At 66.6% G+C, this 17,842-nt stretch carries 16 protein-coding genes; 8 read left to right on the plus strand and 8 right to left on the minus strand.

The genetic code is table 11. The features are described from left to right. Positions 1–2: 2 nt before the first annotated feature. Positions 3–914 (minus strand): LysR family transcriptional regulator, encoded by a 912-nt coding sequence (locus DYI37_RS10595; RefSeq protein ID WP_116683497.1) that lies wholly within the window; start codon positions 912–914, stop codon positions 3–5. Between the two features lie 133 nt (positions 915–1,047). On the opposite strand from DYI37_RS10595, the gene DYI37_RS10600 reads away from it, so the two are divergent. Both DYI37_RS10600 and DYI37_RS10605 read left to right on the plus strand, forming a co-directional pair. Continuing rightward, the gene (locus DYI37_RS10600; RefSeq protein ID WP_116683201.1) at positions 1,048–2,544 is read left to right on the plus strand and encodes a CoA-acylating methylmalonate-semialdehyde dehydrogenase; all 1,497 of its coding nucleotides are present in this window, start codon (positions 1,048–1,050) and stop codon (positions 2,542–2,544) included. 287 nt (positions 2,545–2,831) lie between these two features. Beyond that, entirely contained in the window at positions 2,832–3,575 is a 744-nt protein-coding gene (locus DYI37_RS10605; protein ID WP_116683202.1) for a sulfite exporter TauE/SafE family protein, read from the plus strand. 14 nt (positions 3,576–3,589) lie between these two features. Here the strand turns inward: DYI37_RS10605 and iolB are convergent, their stop codons facing one another. The 6 genes from iolB to DYI37_RS10635 form a co-directional block, all read right to left on the minus strand. Further along, positions 3,590–4,405, minus strand: a complete 816-nt coding sequence (gene iolB / locus DYI37_RS10610) for a 5-deoxy-glucuronate isomerase (protein WP_116683203.1) — start codon at positions 4,403–4,405, stop codon at positions 3,590–3,592. Then, positions 4,402–4,632, minus strand: coding sequence for a hypothetical protein (locus DYI37_RS10615; protein ID WP_116683204.1), 231 nt, complete (start codon positions 4,630–4,632; stop codon positions 4,402–4,404). The genes iolB and DYI37_RS10615 overlap by 4 nt, the downstream gene beginning before the upstream one ends. A 3-nt stretch (positions 4,633–4,635) precedes the next feature. Further along, complete coding sequence (gene iolE / locus DYI37_RS10620) at positions 4,636–5,538, minus strand: myo-inosose-2 dehydratase (RefSeq protein WP_116683205.1); 903 nt, start codon at positions 5,536–5,538, stop codon at positions 4,636–4,638. 53 nt (positions 5,539–5,591) lie between these two features. After that, complete coding sequence (iolD, locus tag DYI37_RS10625; protein WP_116683206.1) at positions 5,592–7,421, minus strand: 3D-(3,5/4)-trihydroxycyclohexane-1,2-dione acylhydrolase (decyclizing); 1,830 nt, start codon at positions 7,419–7,421, stop codon at positions 5,592–5,594. A gap of 60 nt (positions 7,422–7,481) precedes the next feature. Continuing rightward, on the minus strand, positions 7,482–9,431 hold the full coding sequence (locus DYI37_RS10630) for a bifunctional 5-dehydro-2-deoxygluconokinase/5-dehydro-2-deoxyphosphogluconate aldolase (RefSeq protein WP_116683207.1): 1,950 nt from the start codon (positions 9,429–9,431) through the stop codon (positions 7,482–7,484). Positions 9,432–9,536: 105 nt separating this feature from the next. Beyond that, a complete protein-coding gene (locus tag DYI37_RS10635) occupies positions 9,537–10,391 on the minus strand; it encodes a MurR/RpiR family transcriptional regulator (protein ID WP_116683208.1) in 855 nt (284 codons plus the stop codon). A gap of 60 nt (positions 10,392–10,451) precedes the next feature. Here DYI37_RS10635 and DYI37_RS10640 point away from each other — a divergent pair, with 60 nt between their 5' ends. From DYI37_RS10640 to DYI37_RS10660, 5 genes are all read left to right on the plus strand, one after another. After that, positions 10,452–11,591, plus strand: coding sequence for a Gfo/Idh/MocA family protein (locus tag DYI37_RS10640; RefSeq protein ID WP_116683209.1), 1,140 nt, complete (start codon positions 10,452–10,454; stop codon positions 11,589–11,591). Continuing rightward, positions 11,588–12,577 carry an inositol 2-dehydrogenase gene (gene iolG / locus DYI37_RS10645; RefSeq protein ID WP_116683210.1) on the plus strand — a complete coding sequence of 330 codons (990 nt, stop codon included), beginning with the start codon at positions 11,588–11,590 and terminating at the stop codon, positions 12,575–12,577. Before DYI37_RS10640 ends, iolG begins: the two co-directional genes overlap by 4 nt. Before the next feature lie 257 nt (positions 12,578–12,834). Continuing rightward, positions 12,835–13,791 (plus strand): sugar ABC transporter substrate-binding protein, encoded by a 957-nt coding sequence (locus tag DYI37_RS10650; protein WP_116683211.1) that lies wholly within the window; start codon positions 12,835–12,837, stop codon positions 13,789–13,791. Positions 13,792–13,965: 174 nt separating this feature from the next. Next, a complete protein-coding gene (locus DYI37_RS10655) occupies positions 13,966–15,069 on the plus strand; it encodes an ABC transporter permease (protein ID WP_116683212.1) in 1,104 nt (367 codons plus the stop codon). A gap of 1 nt (position 15,070) precedes the next feature. Next, positions 15,071–15,850 (plus strand): ATP-binding cassette domain-containing protein, encoded by a 780-nt coding sequence (locus DYI37_RS10660; RefSeq protein ID WP_116683213.1) that lies wholly within the window; start codon positions 15,071–15,073, stop codon positions 15,848–15,850. 63 nt (positions 15,851–15,913) lie between these two features. Here the strand turns inward: DYI37_RS10660 and DYI37_RS10665 are convergent, their stop codons facing one another. Beyond that, on the minus strand, positions 15,914–16,693 hold the full coding sequence (locus DYI37_RS10665; RefSeq protein ID WP_116683214.1) for a TIM barrel protein: 780 nt from the start codon (positions 16,691–16,693) through the stop codon (positions 15,914–15,916). A 495-nt stretch (positions 16,694–17,188) separates the two neighbouring features. On the opposite strand from DYI37_RS10665, the gene DYI37_RS10670 reads away from it, so the two are divergent. After that, positions 17,189–17,842: an HAD-IA family hydrolase gene (locus DYI37_RS10670; RefSeq protein WP_116683215.1), complete on the plus strand. Its 654-nt coding sequence runs from the start codon at positions 17,189–17,191 to the stop codon at positions 17,840–17,842.

A 17,842-nucleotide genomic window follows, 5' to 3' on the forward strand; every position in this document is an offset into this window, starting at 1 on the left:
GATCACGAGCCGGCCGGGCGTTGGGGCCGCTCGGGCCCGAACAGCGCGCGTTCCGCCTCCACGGTCTCGCGGATGAACTCGGCTGTGGCGGCGATCCGCGATACGTCGCGCACGCTCTCATGGAAGACCAGCCAATAGGCGCGGTGCATGCTCTCGCCCGGCAGAACCGGCACGAGTTCGGGCCGGGCGCGCGCGGCGAAATGGTGAAGAATGCCGATCCCGGCCCCCGCCGCCACGGCCTCGAGCTGGCCGATGGCCGAGGAGACCTCGAAGCGCGAGGGCCATTCCTCCAGAAGATCGGCGAAATAGGACAGGCGCGGCGAATAGAGGAGATCCTCCACCGCGCCGACCAGACGATGGCGCGAAAGATCGTCCAGCCCTGCCGGCATGCCGTTGCGCTCGAGATAACCGCGCGCGGCATAGAAGCCGAGGGCGTAGTCCGTGAGCTTTCCGGCGACCAGCCGGCCCTGTTCGGGCCGCTCCACGGTGATCGCGATATCGGCCTCGCGCCGGGAGATGGAGAAGGCGCGCGGGACCGGGACGAGCTGGATCGTCAGATGCGGGTGGCGCTCGGTGAGCCGCCAGAGGCGCGGCGCGAGAAAAGTCGTCCCGAATCCGTCCGGCGCCCCGATGCGGACGGTACCCGAAAGGCCCAGATCGGCGTCCCCGATCTTGGCGCCGACATCGAGGGAGGCCGCCTCCATCCGCTCGGCATGGGCGAGGAAGACGCGGCCCCGCGCCGTCAGTTCGCAGCCGTTCGGCCGGCGGTGCAGAAGCTTGACCCCGAGATCGGCCTCGAGCGCCGTCATCCGTCGCCCGACCGTTGCGTGATTGAGTTCGAGCCGCCGTGCCGCGCCGAGGATCTGCCCGGCGCGCGCGACCGCGAGAAAGATCCGTGCATCGTCCCAGTTCACGCCGAAAGCCTCCCTGCACCCCATAAGGACATTACTTTTCGCACAACGGTTTGGCGTTTCAAGGGATTGGTTTGTCGGGAAATGTACGCCAGAACGGATCGCGAGACCTGAAACAGGCAAAAGGGAGAGCCCAATGGACACGATCGGCCATTTCATCGACGGCAAGCGCGTCGCCGGCACGAGCGGACGCGAGACGGAGGTCTTCGACCCCTCGACCGGTCAGCCGACCAAGCGGCTTGCCCTTGCGAGCAAGGCCGAGATCCAGGCCGCGGTGGACGCCGCCAAGGCCGCGCAGCCCGAATGGGCGGCGACGAACCCGCAGCGCCGGGCGCGCGTCTTCATGAAATATGTCCAGCTTCTCAACGACAACATGCAGGAGCTCGCCGAGCTTCTGTCGTCCGAGCACGGCAAGACGGTCGAGGATTCCAAGGGCGACATCCAGCGCGGCCTCGAGGTCGCCGAATTCGTCATCGGCATCCCGCATCTCCAGAAGAGCGAGTTCACCGAGGGCGCCGGTCCCGGCATCGACATGTATTCCATCCGCCAGCCGCTCGGCATCGGCGCCGGAATCACGCCGTTCAACTTCCCGGCCATGATCCCGATGTGGATGTTCGCCCCGGCAATCGCCTGCGGCAACGCCTTCATCCTGAAGCCGTCCGAGCGCGATCCCTCGGTGCCGATGCGCCTCGCGGAGCTGATGATGGAAGCCGGGCTGCCGAAGGGCATCCTGCAGGTCGTCAACGGCGACAAGGGTGCCGTCGACGCCATCCTCGAGCATCCCGACATCGCCGGCATCTCCTTCGTCGGATCGACGCCGATCGCGGCCCATGTCTATGCCGAGGCCGCCCGGCACGGCAAGCGCGCCCAGACCTTCGGCGGCGCCAAGAACCATATGATCGTGATGCCGGATGCCGATCTCGACCAGGCCGCCGACGCACTCATCGGCGCGGGCTACGGCTCGGCCGGCGAGCGCTGCATGGCGATCTCGGTCGCGGTTCCCGTGGGCGAGGAGACCGCCAACGCCCTGATCGAAAAGCTGATCCCGCGCGTCGAAGCGCTGAAGATCGGACCCTATACCGACAGCGAATCCGATTTCGGCCCGGTGGTCACCAAGGCGGCCAAGGACAAGATCCTCGGCCTCGTGGAAAAGGGCGTCGAAGAGGGCGCGAAGCTCGTGGTCGACGGGCGCGGCTTCAACATGCAGGGCTATGAGGACGGCTTCTTCGTCGGCGCCTGCCTGTTCGACAACGTCACGCGGGACATGGAGATCTACAAGCAAGAGATTTTCGGCCCGGTGCTCTCGGTCGTGCGCGCAAAGTCCTACGAGGAAGCCTTCTCGCTTCCGGCCGATCACGAATACGGAAACGGCGTCGCGATCTATACCCGCGACGGCGACGCTGCCCGCGACTTCGCCTCCAAGGTTCCCGTCGGCATGATCGGCGTCAACGTGCCGATCCCGACGCCCATGGCCTATCATTCCTTCGGCGGCTGGAAGCGTTCGGTGTTCGGCGATCTCAACCAGCACGGCCCGGACTCGATCAAGTTCTGGACGCGCACCAAGACGATCACCAGCCGTTGGCCCTCGGGCATCAAGGACGGCGCGGAGTTCTCCATGCCCGTCATGCGCTGAGGCGCCGGGCGGAGCGACGATGCCAACCAGGACCCGGCCCCGAAGGCGAAACACCGCCTTCGGGGCCGGTTTCATGTGAAACAGCCGAGCCGGACGGGGACAGATCCCGCCATCCGTACGGCATGGGCTTCGGGCGAAAGGCGATAGGTGGGGACCGCCGTTTCGCCGTTAACCTTCGTCCTGCCCCATGACGTGTTCGGAGAGGTCATTCGACGTTTCCGCATCGAGCTGCGGCAGGACGAACCTATGGCGGATCGGAACGAAGAGGGAGCGCGGGCGGGCCGGCCATGGAGCATCTCGGCATTCTTCTGGCCATGGCGGTCGTCGTCGGCCTGTCCAAGGGCGGTCTCGCCTCGGCGGCGGCCCTCGCGGTGCCGTTCGCGGCCCTGTTCATGGACCCGATCGAGGCCGCGGCGATCCTCCTGCCGGTGTTTCTCGTCACGGACTGGGTCGCGGTCTGGCTCTATCGGAGGTCCTATTCGCGGCGCAATCTCGCGATCCTGATCCCTGCGATGTTCCTCGGAACGGCGATCGCGACCGGTCTGACGCCGCTGATGTCCGAGCCGGTTCTTCTCTGCATCACCGGCTTCATCGGCCCCTGGTTCTGCGCCCGGCGCTGGCTTGCCCGGCATGTGGAGGCCGCGAGCGAAGCGGGGATCGTGCCGGGGCTCTTCTGGGGCATCCTCACCGGCATCACGAGCTTCATCACCCATTCCGGCTCGCCGCCGGCGCAGGCCTATCTCCTGCCCCAGAGGCTGCCGAAGCTCGAATTCGCCGGCACCATCGCGATCGCGTTCTCGATCGGCAATCTGGCGAAGCTGCCGGGCTATTGGAGCCTCGGCGTCCTTCAGGATCTCGAGCTCATACCGACGCTGCTTCTGGCGCTCGCCGGAATTCTCGGCACGATCCTCGGGCGCTGGATCACCGCGCGTCTGCCGGATGAGACCTATGTGCGGGTGATCGAAGGCCTGCTGCTCGTCCTGTCGATCCTGCTCCTCGGCCGGGCGGCGATGATGATCGCCGCCGGCTGATCATGACATCGGAGCTAAGTCGCGTCCCGCTCCATGATCCATTCGACCTCCGGTGCCGCCACGAACTTCCACTTGCGCAAGGGGCCGGCCATCACGTTGAGATAATAGAGCTCGAACCCGTAGGGCGCGCCGCAGGGATGGTGCCCGCGCGGCACGCAGACGACGTCCCCGTCCTTCACCGCCATCACCTCGTCGAGGGAGCCGTCATCGGTATAGACGCGCTGGAAGGCGAAGCCCGTCGGCGGGTTCAGCCGGTGGTAATAGGTCTCTTCCAGATAGGTGACGCGCGGGAAATCGTCCTCGTCATGGCGATGGGACGGATAGGACGACCAGTTTCCGGCCGGCGTGAAGACCTCCGTCACCAGCAGCCGCTCGGCGACCGGCGATCCCTCCATGGCGATGTTGTTGATGAAGCGGGTGTTCGAGCCCTTGCCGCGCTGGGTGAGCTCGATGCCGGCGGGATCGATCCGGCAGGCCTGATATCCGGCGCTTTCGGAGGCCGGCGCCGAGCAGACCGCGATGGTGCAGTCGGTCTCGGCCCGTGCGCTCCATTGGCTGGCGCGCGGCAGGTAGAGGCAGTGGGGCGGCGTCTTCTCGAAGACGTTCATCCGCTCGCCGAGAACGCCGAAATCCTCGCCGGCACCGGAAATCTCGGCCTTGCCCTCCACCATCACGAGGATGACCTCGTTGGTGCCGGTCGCATCCTTCACGGTTTCGCCGGCGCGCAAGCGGTGGAGGGAAAAGCCGACATAGCGCCAGCCGGCGCTCTCCGGCGTGATCCGGTGCACCTCGCCATGGGTGCCGAAGGGCTTCTTCTGAAGATGGCTCATCGCTCGTCCTTCCCGTCGCGTTCGCGGGTCTTCGACGCATCCGCCTCGGGCGCAGGGACGTAGGCGATCAGCAGCGACCACCCCATCCATGCCCCGAAGGCGAGAAAGAGCATCGCCCAGCCCGTATTGCCGTTATACTGTTCGAAACCGGCCCAGCCGAGCGCGACCACGACGACGAGGATCCGGCGCCAGAGCGGATTCAGCGAGGGATGGGAGGTTTCGAACATGGGTTACGGGATGAGACCCGCCTCCTTCGAGATCGCTTTCAGGGTTTCGAGGCCCAGGCTCTGATAGCGGAAGGGTTCGCGCACGGACGAATCCTGCTCGGCCTCGATGACGATCCAGCCGGAATAGCCGGCCTTCGCCGCCGTCTTCAAGACCGGCGCGAAGTCGACCACCCCGTCCTCGTCGCCCGGAACCGTGAAGAGACCGCGCCGCACGCCTTCGAGGAAGGACCAGTTCTCCTCCCGCAGCCGCTTCAGGAAATCGGGGCGCACGTTCTTGCAGTGGATATGGCCGACCCGGTCCATGTACTTCTCCGCGACCGCCGCCGGGTCCGCGCCCCCGACCGTGCAATGGCCCGTATCGAGGAGCAGCTTCGTATCGGGGCCGGCAAGCGCCATGAACCGGTCGATCTCCTCGGCCGATTCCACCACCGTTCCGGTGTGGTGGTGATAGCAGAAGCGCACGCCCCTTCCGGCCGCGTGGGTCGCGAGCGCGTTGATCGCATCCATGAAGCGCGGCCATTCCTCCTCGCTCATGCGCGGCCGGTCGTTCGCCGCCGCGGAATCGTTGCCATGCACGGTGTTGGAGCATTCGCACACGATGATGACGTCGGAGCCGGCCGCCTTCGTCATGTCCAGATGAACGTCCATCGCCGCGATCTCGGCCTCGATGGTGGAGCCGGCCGCAAGGATGTTGGTAGAGTGCCAGCCGCCCACGAAAGCGAGGCCGTACTCCCCGAGCTTCGCCTTCAGCTCCGCCCCCTCGTTCGGCATCTTGTGGCCCTTCTCGATGCCGTCGAAGCCGATCTTGCGGCAATCCTCGAGGCAGTCCTCGAGGGAGAGATGGTCGCCGATCGACCAGTCGTCGTCGTTCGACCAGGCGATGGGATTGGTTCCGAAGCGGATCATGATGGGTCTTTCCGTAAAGAAGGGAAACGGGCCGCGAGAAAAGGGGAACGGGATCAGCCGAGGGCGCGGATCTTGAGCTGGTCTTCGTAGGCCTTGCGGGCCGCCTCGACCTCGCTGCGCGAGGAGACCGCCGGCACCGCGACATCCCACCAGTGGCCGCCGGGTCCGGTGCTCGGATAGGGATCGGTATCGATGACGACGACCGAGGGACCCTTGGTCTCTCGAGCCTTCGCAAGTTCGCTTTCGAGTTCCGCGATCGAGCCCACATGGACGGCGCTCGCCCCCATGGAGGCGGCATGGGCCGCAAAGTCGATCGCCGAGGCGTTCACGTGGTGGGCGTGTTCGAGGAGATTGTTGAACTCGGCCCCGCCGCAGCTCATCTGCAGCCGGTTGATGCAGCCATAGCCGCGATTGTCGGTCAGCACGATCGTCAGGTCGAGCCCCAGCATCGCGGCGGTGGCGAGTTCGGAATTGGCCATCATGTAGGAGCCGTCGCCGAGCATGCAGACGACGTCGCGATCGGGTTCGGCCATCTTGATGCCGATCGCGCCGGCGATCTCGTAACCCATGCAGGAAAAGCCGTATTCCATGTGATAGGCGCCCGGGCGCGGGGCCTTCCAGAGCGTGTGGAGTTCGCCGGGCATGGTGCCGGCCGCGCACATGACGACCGTATCCTCCCCGCTCGATCGCTGGACCGCCCCGATCACCTGCTGGTCGCTGGGCTTGCCGTTGGTCTCATCGGGCGCGGCCGTCAGCGGATCGACCGCCGCGAACCATTCGCGCTTGAGGCCCTGATCGGGCTCGCCGAACCGGTGATCGCCGAGGGCGTCCCCGAGAGCCTCTAGACCAACGAGCGCATCGCAGCAGAGCGGCTCGGCGCCGTGCTTCATGGCGTCGTAGGCCGCGACATTGAGACTGACGAGCCTGCGTTCGGGGTTGCGGAAGAGGTTCCAGGACCCGGTGGTGAAATCCTGGAAGCGCGTGCCGACGCCGAGGACGAGATCGGCATCCGCGCTCACCACATTGGCCGAGGAGGACCCCGTGACGCCGACCGGCCCGAAATTCATCTCATGGTCCCAGGCGAGCGCCGACTTGCCGGCCTGGCTCTCGACCACGGGAATGCGGTGTTTCGTTGCGAAGGCCTTGAGCGCGTCCGTCGCGCCGGCATAATGCACGCCGCCGCCGGCGACGATGACCGGCTGTTTCGCGCCCTTGAGGAGGTCCACGATCCGTTCGAGTTCGACCGGATCGGGATGGGGCCTGCGGGTGCGCCAGATCTTCGGCTCGAAGAAGGAGGCCGGCCAGTCATGGGCCTCGGCCTGCACGTCCTGGCAGAAGGCGAGACAGACCGGTCCGCATTCGGCCGGATCGGTCATGGTGCGGAAGGCGCGGGGAAGCGCCGTCAGCAACTGTTCGGGCCGCGTGATGCGGTCGAAATAGCGGGTGACGGGCCGGAAGCAGTCGTTCACCGAGACCGTGCCGTCGCCGATATCCTCCACCTGCTGAAGCACCGGATCGGGACCGCGGCCCGCGAAGACGTCGCCGGGAATGAGAAGCAGCGGCAGCCGGTTCACATGGGCGAGCGCTGCGGCCGTCACCATGTTCGTCGCGCCGGGGCCGATCGAGGAGGTCACCGCCATCGCGCGCCGGCGGCGCAGCTGTTTGGCATAGGCGATCGCCGTATGGCACATGGTCTGTTCGTTATGGCCGCGATAGGTCCGGATCGCGTCACGCTCGGCATAGAGCGCCTCGCCGATGCCGGCGACATTGCCGTGGCCGAAGATCGCCCAGACGCCGGCGAGATAGGGAACGCCGTCCTCGTTCAGCTGGGCGGCGCAATACTTCACCATCGCCTGGGCGGCGGTCAGTCTGATCGTGTTCATCGCGAAGTCTCTCCCTTAGAGCGCCGCGCGTCCGATCGGACGCGTAAAGGACGCTCTAACTCATTGATTCGGCGCATCGTGCTGCCCGAAAATCGATTCCGACTTTTCGGCCGATGCGCTGGCCCGCGCCGCATCCCAAAGGTCGCAGAGGCGTGTGAAGCGGTCTGTCATCTGCGTGACGGCGGCTTCCGGCGTCATCTCGCCCTTCATGTAGGCCCGCGCGGCATCGCCGAAGATGGTGCGCCCGACGGCAAAGCCCTTGACGAGCGGGAAGCGCGCGGCGCTCGCGAAGCTCGCCTTCAGCGCCGCCTCGCTGGCATCGAGACCGAGGACCACGATGCCGCGCACATGCGGGTCCTTTTCCTCGATCGCGGCGCAGGCCTCGCGCCATCCCGCCTCGCTCACCATCGGCTCCAGCTTCCACCAGTCGGGATAGATGCCGAGATCGTAGAAGCGGCGGATGATCCGTGCCGAGGTGCCGTCGTCCACCGGTCCGACCTTTGAGGGAATGACCTCCAGAAGGAATTCCAGCCGGTTGCGCCGGGCGGCGGAAAACAGGCGCTTCACGGTCTCTTCCTGACGCGCCCAGATCTCGGCTCCGTCGTCCGGATGGCAGAAGCACAGGCATTTGACCACGTGCTCGGCGGGCCATTCGGCAAGCCCCCCGAAATCCGGCCCGATCTCCGGTTCCAGCGTCAGGGGCCGCGAGCCCGGCCATTCGACGGGCCGGCCGATCCAAAGCCCCTCGCCCGCCGCGCGGTGGAGCGCCCGGCGCCCCAGCCGGCCGTCGCAGAGGAGACCATAGCCCGCCCGCCCCTTCTGGACGCTCAGGACCGCCTCGATGCAGAGCTCCTTGAAGCGGCCGATCTTTTCGGCATCGGCGCCTTCCAGATCCTCCATCTGGATGCGGTGGTCGAAGGCGAAGACCCGCATCACCGGCCATTCGCCCCGACGGTTCGTCGACCAGTGGATCTGTTCGAGCGCCGGATCCTTGCGAAGCGCCGTCTCCTTCACGCCGCGTTCGAGAAAGAATTCAAGTTCGGTGAGCGAGGGATAGGCCGGCGTGCAGCCATGGCGCGAGACGGCGAAGGCGCCGCAGGCATTGGCGTATTTCAGCGCGGTCGGCCAGTCCTCGTCGTCGAGCCAGCCCTTAAGAAGCCCCGACATGAAGCCGTCGCCGGCTCCAAGAACGTTGAACACCTCAATCGGGAAACCGGGGCCGGTCCGGCCCTCGTCGAGACTGTCCGGGATTGCCCCTTCGAAGGCCGCGGCACCAGCCGCGCCGCGCTTGCAGACCAGCACCGCGCCCGAGACCCTGCGCACCGCCTTCAGGGCTTCGATCGTGTCGGTCGATCCGCCGGCGATGTGGAATTCCTCCTCGGTGCCGACGATCAGATCGAAGAGATGCAGGGTGGACTGCAGCTTCCCGGTGACCGCCGCCGAGGCGATGAACCTCTCTTCGCCCGCCCCGTGGCCGGCAAGGCCCCACAGATTGGGCCGGTAGTCAATATCGAGCGCCGTGCGGCCCCCATGCCTGCGGGCAAGTTCGAGCGCCTTCAGCACGGCAGCCTCCGTGCGCGGATGGCTGAGATGGGTGCCGGTCGCGACCACCGCGCGGGCGCGGGCGACGAAGCTTTCGTCGATATCGGCCTCGCAGAGCGCCATGTCGGCGCAGTCCTCACGGTAGAAGATCAGGGGAAAGCGGTCCTCGTCGCGAATACCGAGGAGGACGAGGGCGGTGAGGCGTTCGGGATCGGTGACGACGCCGGTGGTGTCGACGCCTTCGCGCTTAAGCTCCTCGCGCAGAAACCTTCCCATATGCTCGTCGCCGACCCGGGTGATCAGCGCCGATTTCAGGCCGAGCCGCGCGGTGCCGGTCGCCATATTGGTCGGCGAGCCGCCCACATATTTCTCGAAGGAGCGCATGTCCTCCAGCCGTCCGCCCACCTGCGCGCCATAGAGGTCGACCGATGATCGACCGATCGTGATGAGATCGAGATCCTTCGCCATGGCAGCCTCCCCAACGCGCCGGCCTTGTCCGGGTCGCGCTCGTTCGAGCGGCCGCACGGCCATTTTAGAATATTTATTCCATAATCGCGACTGACCGCGATCCTGTCAACCGGCCTTGCTGCGCTGTTCGCCGATGGCGACGCCGAGGGAGGTGACGAGCGCCATCGCGGCGGTCGGCGCGCGGAAGCCCGCGACCTCCACTTCGCGGGCGATCAGCATGGTTTCGGCCATGGGAGCGAGCGGGCAGGTCGTCGTATCGCTGAGGGCGACGAGAGGCACGCCCCGCGCGCTCGCCTGACGCGCGAAGGACAGCGTCTCCTCGGTGAAGGGCGCGAAGGTAACGGCGAAGAGGGCATCATCGGGCGCGACCGCCTGCACGCTCTCGATCTGCCCGGCCGCATGATGGACGATGACGGGAATTCCCATCTTGCCGAGGAGATAGGCGAGATAGACGACGACCGCGTAGGAGCGGCGCAGGCCGATGAGATGGATCGTGCGGGCCCCGGCGAGACGGCGTGCGGCGGCCTCCAGACCCTCCGCCCCGACATCGTTCGGAAGACCGATCAGGGATTTGAGACCGGCTTCAGTGAACTCGGCGAGAAGCGCCCCGGCGCTCGTATCGCCGCCGGCCCTCAAATGGGACAGCCGCTCGCCGTATTCCGGGCGCCACTGGGAGAATTCGTGCCGGAACAGCGCCTGCATCTGCGAATAGCCGGTAAAGCCCAGGGACTGGCAGAAGCGCATGAAGGCGGATGGCGGCACATCCGCCGCCGAAGCGAGATCGGCGACGGTCGAGACCGCCACCAGATGCAGGTTGTGGCGCAGGAAGTCGGCGCATTGCCGCAGCCGCCGGGGAAGATCCTCGTCGATCCGGTCGAGCCGGCCGAGCAGTTCGGCGACGCTTTCGGGCGCGACGGCGCCGTCGGCGTCATGCGAGGAGGAAAATTGCTCTCTTGACATCACGGCCCTTCATCAAGCATGTCATATTGGAATAAATATTCTAAACAACGGGAGGTGTCGATGGCAGTCGGGCTCGGCCTGATCGGAACCGGCTTCATGGGGAAGGCGCACGCGCTCGCCTACTCCCATGCCCGGCCCGTCTTCGGCAATCTGCCGTCCGTCAGGCTCGCCTGCCTGTGCGACACGCCGCGCGAACGGGCCGACGCCTTCGCCGACCAGTTCGGTTTCGAGCGCGCGACGGACGACTGGCGCGATCTCGTCGCATCGCCGGACGTCGATATCGTCTCGATCACCACGCCCAACGCGCTCCACTGCGAGATGGCGCTCGCGGCCATCGAGGCAGGCAAGCATGTCCATTGCGAAAAGCCCCTGGCGCTGACCCTCGAGGATGCGAGGCGCATGGCCGAGGCCGCCGAACGGGCCGGCGTCGTCACTCTCGTCGGCTACAACTACGTTCACAATCCGGCTTTCCAGCATGCCTGCCGTCTGATCGAAACCGGCGTCATCGGCAAGCCCGTGCATTTTCGCGGCTGGGTGGACGAGGACTACCAGGCCGATCCCGATCTCGCCTGGACCTGGCGGGCGCGAAAGGCCGATGCGGGCCTCGGGGCGCTCGGCGATCTCGGCTGCCATCTCGTCTCCATGGCGACGGCCCTGATGGGTCCCATCGAAAGCCTCATCGCCGATACGCAGATCATTCACGAGACGAGGCGCCTTGGCGAGGGAGACGGCCGCGCGGCCGTCGAGAACGAGGACACGGCCTCGGCCATCCTGCGCTTTTCCAACGGCGCGCAGGGCTCGCTCTGCACCTCGCGTTCCGCCTGGGGCCGCAAGAACAAGCTCGACTGGGAGGTGCACGGCACGAAGGGCATGATCGCCTTTTCCCAGGAACGGCTCAACGAGCTTCAGCTCTACGTCAACGAGGGCGACAGGGGCCGGCAGGGCTTCCGCACCATCCTCACCGGCCCCGACCACCAGCCCTATGCCGCCTTCTGCCCCGCGCCCGGCCACCAGCTCGGCTTCAACGACCTGAAGACGATCGAGGCGGCCCGCATGCTGGAGGCGATCTCAGGAAAAGACACCGCCCATCCGAACTTCGCCGACGCCCTCGCCTTCGAGGCCGTCATCCACGCCATCGACGAGTCCGCGCGCTCGGGCCGGCGGGTCGTCCTCGACCAACTGAAACGGAATCCCTCATGAAGACCGCGATTTTCGGTGCCGGACGCATCGGCAAGGTCCATGCCGCCTCGATCTGCATGGATCCGCGCAGCGAACTCGTCGCCGTCACCGACGTCGTCGGCGAGGCGGCTGAGGCGCTCGGCCGCGAATACGGCGTTCCGGTGCGCGGCGCGGACGAGATCCTCGACGACGCCTCGATCGAGGCGATCCTGATCGCCTCCTCCACCAACACCCATGCCGATCTCATCGAGCGCGGCGTTGCGGCCGGCAAGGCGATCTTCTGCGAGAAGCCGATCGATCTCGACCTCGAGCGGGCGCGCGCGGTCCGGAAAGTCGCGTCCGGATCGAAGAAGCCGGTGATGATGGGCTTCAACCGGCGCTTCGATCCGAACTTCGCCGCACTCGAGGCCGCCTATTCGGCCGGCGAGATCGGCAAGGGCGAGATGTTGGCCGTCACCTCCTACGATCCGGCGCCGCCGCCGGCCGCCTATGTGAAGGTCTCGGGTGGTCTCTTCCGGGACATGATGATCCACGACTTCGACATCTGCGCCTGGCTCTTCGGCATGCCCGAGCGGGTGACGGCCTCGGGCTCCTGCCTCGTCGATCCCGAGATCGGGGAGGCCGGCGACATCGATACGGCCGTCGTGATCCTCGACTATGGCGACGGCAAGCTCGCGACGATCCGCAATTCGCGCCGGGCGGTCTACGGCTACGACCAGCGCATCGAGCTTCTGGGCTCGGAAGGCCTGCTCCAGGCCGAGAACATCCTGGAAAACAGCGTCACGAAGTCGACGACCGCCGGCACCGTGTCGGCCAAGCCGCTACACTTCTTCCTCGAGCGATACATGCGCGCCTACGGCACCGAATGGTCGGCCTTCGTCGATGCGGTGGTGGACGGCAAGCCGGTTCCGGCGAGCGTCGAGGACGGCGTCAACGCTCTGGCGCTGGCCGAGGCCGCGAACCGGTCGCTGAAGGAGCGGCGCAGCGTGGAGCTTCGGGAGATCTGAGGCGGCTAGAGGCCCTTCGGCCGGAGAGGCGCGGCAAGCGAAGGGAAGGAGGAGGCGGGAGGACAGCAGCCGATCCGGCGGCGCGATCGCGAGAGGCGACAGACGCTTCGAGCCCTCGGGCCGGGTCCGGACCATCGTCATCCGCGCGACATGCGCGAGCACAATCCGCGCGAAATGCGCGGGCACCATCCGCGCAGTATGCGCGAACACCGGCACCGCTGAAGGGCGGCGCCTTCATCGAAAACTGGGAGGAATTCATGAACACCATCGTCAAGTCCGCACTCTTCGGCGCGAGCCTCTTCGCCGTCGCCGCTTCCGGCACGGGCCTCGCCCTCGCCCAGGACGGCGAGGCGCCGACCATCGTCGTCGTCACCCACGGCCAGGCCAACGACCCGTTCTGGTCGGTCGTCAAGAACGGCGTGGAGCAGGCCGCCAAGAACACCGGCGCCAACGTCTCCTACCGCGCGCCGGAGACCTTCGACATGGTCGCGATGAGCCAGCTCATCGACGCCGCCGTCAACCAGGAGCCCGACGGCCTCGCCGTATCGGTGCCCGATGCGGACGCCCTGCGCCAGTCGATCGAACGGGCGGTCGCGGCCGGTATCCCGGTCATCACCCTCAATGCCGGCGCGGACGTCTCGAAGGATCTCGGCGCACTCCTGCATGTGGGCCAGAGCGAGTACGAGGCGGGTCGCCGGGCGGGCGAACGCCTTGCCGAACTCGGCGGCACCAACGGGATCTGCGTCAACCAGGAGGTCGGCAACGTCTCGCTCGACCAGCGCTGCGAAGGCTTTGCCGAAGGCTTCGGCAACACGACCGAAGTGCTGCCGACGACGAACGATCCGGCCGATGTGGAAGCCAAGGTGCGCGCCGCGCTCCAGTCCAATGGCGAGATCGACACGATCCTCGCGCTCGGCGCGGCGACGGCCGGCGAGCCGAGCGTTGCGGCGGTGGAATCCCTCAATCGCCTCGATGACGTGAACATCGCGAGCTTCGACCTTTCGGCGAACTTCCTGCAGGCGGTCGCCGACGGCAAGGCCGATTTCGCGATCGACCAGCAGCAGTTCCTCCAGGGCTATCTGCCGGTCAGCTTCCTCAATCTCGACGCCCGCTACGGCCTGATGCCGGCCGGCGACGTGCCCTCGGGCCCGAACTTCGTGACTCAGGACAACGCCCAGCAGGTGATCGAACTGTCCTCGCAGGGCATTCGCTGAGGCCATCGCGACGGGCTGCGGCCCTTCGATCGCAAGATCCGCCCGGGGCGTTCCGGGCGGCGCCGACACCACGGCAAGAAGCGGTCCTGGCACGCGCCGGGCCCGCGCGCCCGGCTGCGGGCCTTGAAGGCCTGATCTGCCACCTGCCGCCGCTACCGAAACGGGGAGGAACCCATGACAGTCGAAACCGCCGACAAGGACGAGCGGCTCAAGGAGAGCTCCTTCGTCTCGCAGCTTCTCAAACGGCCGGAACTCGGAGCCATCGCGGGCGTCGTCGCCGTCACGGTGTTCTTCCTCTTCACCGCCAATCCGGTGATGTTCTCGCTTTCGGGCGTGCTGAACTTCCTGACGCCGGCGGCCCAGCTGGGCATTCTCGCCCTCGGCGCGGCGCTCCTGATGGTGGGCGGCGAGTTCGACCTCTCGGTCGGCTCGATGGTCGCCTTCACCGGCCTCGTCTTCGGCGTCGCGCTGACGGTGTTCCAGCTTCCACTTCTCCTCGCCATCGCCATGACCTTCGCGGTGGCGGGCCTCTTCGGCCTCGTCAATGCCGAGATCGTGCTGCGAACGGGGCTTCCCTCCTTCATCGTCACCCTCGCCTTCCTGTTCATCCTGCGCGGGCTCAGCCTCGTCGGCCTCAAATGGGCGACGAACGGATCGACCCAGCTGCGCGGCATCCGTGAGAGCGTCGAGAACGACTGGCTCGCCCCCGTCTTCTCGGGACGGGCCTTTACCGGCCTCTTCGAATGGATGGCCGGGAACGGCTGGATCGAGGCCTTCTCCAACGGCAAGCCGAAGGTGGACGGCATTCCCGTCGAAATTCTCTGGTTCGTCGGCCTGACCCTCATCCTGACCTGGGTGCTCCTGCGCACGCCGGCCGGAAACTGGATCTTCGCGGCCGGGGGCGATGCGAATTCGGCGAAGAATTCCGGCGTTCCCGTGCGCCGGGTGAAGATGGCGCTGTTCGTGCTGACCGCATGCTGCGCGGCGCTGGTCGCGATCCTCACCGTTCTCGATGCCGGCTCGACCGATGCGCGGCGCGGTTTCCAGAAGGAGTTCGAGGCGATCATCGCGGCCGTGATCGGCGGCTGTCTCCTGACCGGCGGCTACGGCTCGGCCATCGGCGCCTTCTTCGGCTCCATCATCTTCGGCATGGTGCTGATCGGGCTCACCTACACCCAGATCGATCAGGACTGGTACCAGGTCTTCCTCGGCGGAATGCTGCTGATCGCGGTGCTCTTCAACAACATCATCCGCAAGCGCGTGACGGGGGAGCGTTGAGATGTCCGATGCGATCGTGAGAATGGAAAACATCGAGAAGCACTTCGGTAACATCGTCGCCCTGTCGGGCGTCTCCTTCGATGTGCGTCCCGGCGAATGCCACTGCCTGCTCGGCGACAACGGCGCCGGCAAGTCCACCTTCATCAAGACCATGTCCGGCGTCCACAAGCCGACCAAGGGCCGGATGATCGTCTCGGGCAAGGAGGTCGTCTTCGACAGCCCGCGAGAGGCGATGGATGCGGGCATCGCGACGGTCTATCAGGATCTCGCGATGATCCCCCTGATGAGCGTGACGCGCAATTTCTGGATGGGCCGCGAGCCGACCAAGGGCTGGGGCCCGTTCAAGCAGCTCGACATGAAAAAGGCCGAACAGGTCACCATGAGCGAGATGAAGCGCATGGGGATCAATCTGCGCGAGGCCGATCAGGCGGTGGGAACCCTGTCGGGCGGCGAGCGCCAGACGGTGGCGATCTCGCGGGCGGTCTATTTCGGCGCCAAGGTGCTGATCCTCGACGAGCCGACCTCCGCCCTCGGCGTGCGCCAGACGGCGAGCGTGCTCGCGACCATCGACCGGGTGCGCAAGGACGGCATCGCCGTCGTCTTCATCACCCACAATGTCCGCCATGCCATGGCCGTGGGCGACCGCTTCACCGTTCTCAACCGCGGCAAGACCTACGGCACCTCGACCGCCGACAAGATCACCGCGAGCGAGCTTCAGGACCTGATGGCGGGCGGCCAGGAGATGGTGGAGCTGGAAGGCAGTCTCGGCGGCACGGTCTGACCGCCGGCACTCTCGAATATCGAGACGTCCGGATCGAAACTATCGTGCACGGCCGGTCGTCCGTCAGAGCGTGAAGGCCGTCCGGAAGGCTTCGAGCGCGTCCTCCGCATCGCCCGAGGCGAAGGCCTCCAGGCCGACCGGGCCGCGATAGCCCATCTCGGCGAGTAAGAGGGCGATACGCCTGTAGTTGATCTCGCCCGTTCCCGGCTCGCAGCGGCCGGGATTGTCCGCGACCTGGATCTCCCCGACGAAAGGCAGGCAGGCCCGGCACCAGCGCAGGAGGTCCCCCTCTCCGATCTGGGTGTGATAGAGATCGAGATTGATCCGCAATTGCGGGCGATCCACCGCCGATACCAGCGCGAGGACATCCGCGGTGCGGCCGAACGGGCAGCCCGGATGGTCGAGAAGGTTGAGGTTTTCGAGCGTGAAGACGACGCCCTCCTCCTCGCCGAGATCGCAGATGCGGTCCAGCGTCTCCCTCGCCTTCAGCCACATTTCGCCGGTGACGGTCTCGCTGGGGCGGACCGGAATGCCGCCTTCGCCAAGTCCCGTCCCGTGCAAGTTGAGGCGTTCGACGCCGAGGCGCTTTCCGACCTTTGCGGTCTTGCGGGCCGAGGCGAGAAGGATCTCGGCGCCCTCCTCGTCGGCAAGGCGTCCTTCGAGATAGCCGTTCATGATGGTGAAGCGGGCGCCGGTCTTCTCCAGCGCGTCCAGATCGTGATCGGGCCAGTTCCAGAGGCCCACGCCGAAACCCATCTCGTTCAGACGGCTCGCGCGCCAGGCCATCGGCTTGTCGCGCCAGAGCATCTCGGCACAGGCCGCGAGAGAGAAGGGCTGGGACATGGATGATCTCGGTTTCGGTCTGGTTCGGATAGGGAGGGAATGGGGCCTGCGGGCGAAGGATTTCGGCGGACGCCGATCCATGAGCGCGCAACGACGACAGGTCGCCCTTGGGCTTCGGCCTTGAGCTTAGATCTTGCAGCCGCGTTCGCAACGGGGACGATATCAGAGGCCGGGCCCGGTCACGAGACCCGGCCCCATGATTTCGTCCGGAAAATCGTGCCCTTTCGCATCCTGCCGCACGACTGCGCCCGCGCCTCCCTCCGGGTTCCGCACGGCGCGGTGGACGTGCCCCGGCGCCCGGCGCCCGATCGATCGAACACTATCCATGTCCCGACGGGGTGCCTATAAGCGATCAGCCGTCTGCCACCCGGGGCTCGGCCCCGGACGGTTCCGGGCTCCACGACGTCGGTGGTTCCTGCCTGCCGCCACGGCCTTCGGCCGCGACACCGAATCCGGGAAGGCCCGGACATCTCCCATCCCCTCATGGATACCCGTATGCTCGACATCCCGCGATCGGCCGCCTTCCTCTTCGACATGGACGGCACGCTCCTCACCTCGATCTCGGCGACGGAGCGGGTCTGGACCCGCTGGGCCGAGCGTCACGGGCTCGATGTCGCAAGCTTCCTGCCGACCATTCACGGCCGGCGCGCCGCCGATACGATCGCGGCCCAGGATCTCGACGGCATCGATGTGGAGGCCGAAATCGCCTGGGTGCTCGAGGCCGAAATGGCCGATACGGCAGGGATCGAGCCGGCGCCCGGTATCGCCGAGTTCCTCGCCGGCGTTCCGGCCGGTCGCTGGGCCGTGGTGACATCGGCGCAGCAGGCGCTCGCGGAACGCCGCATGGCGGCCGCAGGGCTGAATATCCCGGACGTCCTCGTCTCGGCCGAACAGGTCACCGCCGGCAAACCCGCACCGGACGGGTTCGAACTCGCCGCGCGCCGGCTGGGCTTTCCGCCGCGCGAATGCCTCGTCTTCGAAGATTCCCATGCCGGCGTGAAGGCCGGCGAAAATGCGGGGGCGAGCGTCTTCGTCATCACCGGCTATCAGGGCGTGCCCGACGGGTTCGGCCATCCGAACGCGCGCGACTATTCGGGCCTGCGTGCCGTCTTCGATCCCGCCTCGGGACTTTCGATCGAAGCCCGCTGA

The sequence above is a fragment of the Fulvimarina endophytica genome, assembly GCF_003403015.1.
GTDB lineage: Bacteria > Pseudomonadota > Alphaproteobacteria > Rhizobiales > Rhizobiaceae > Fulvimarina > Fulvimarina endophytica.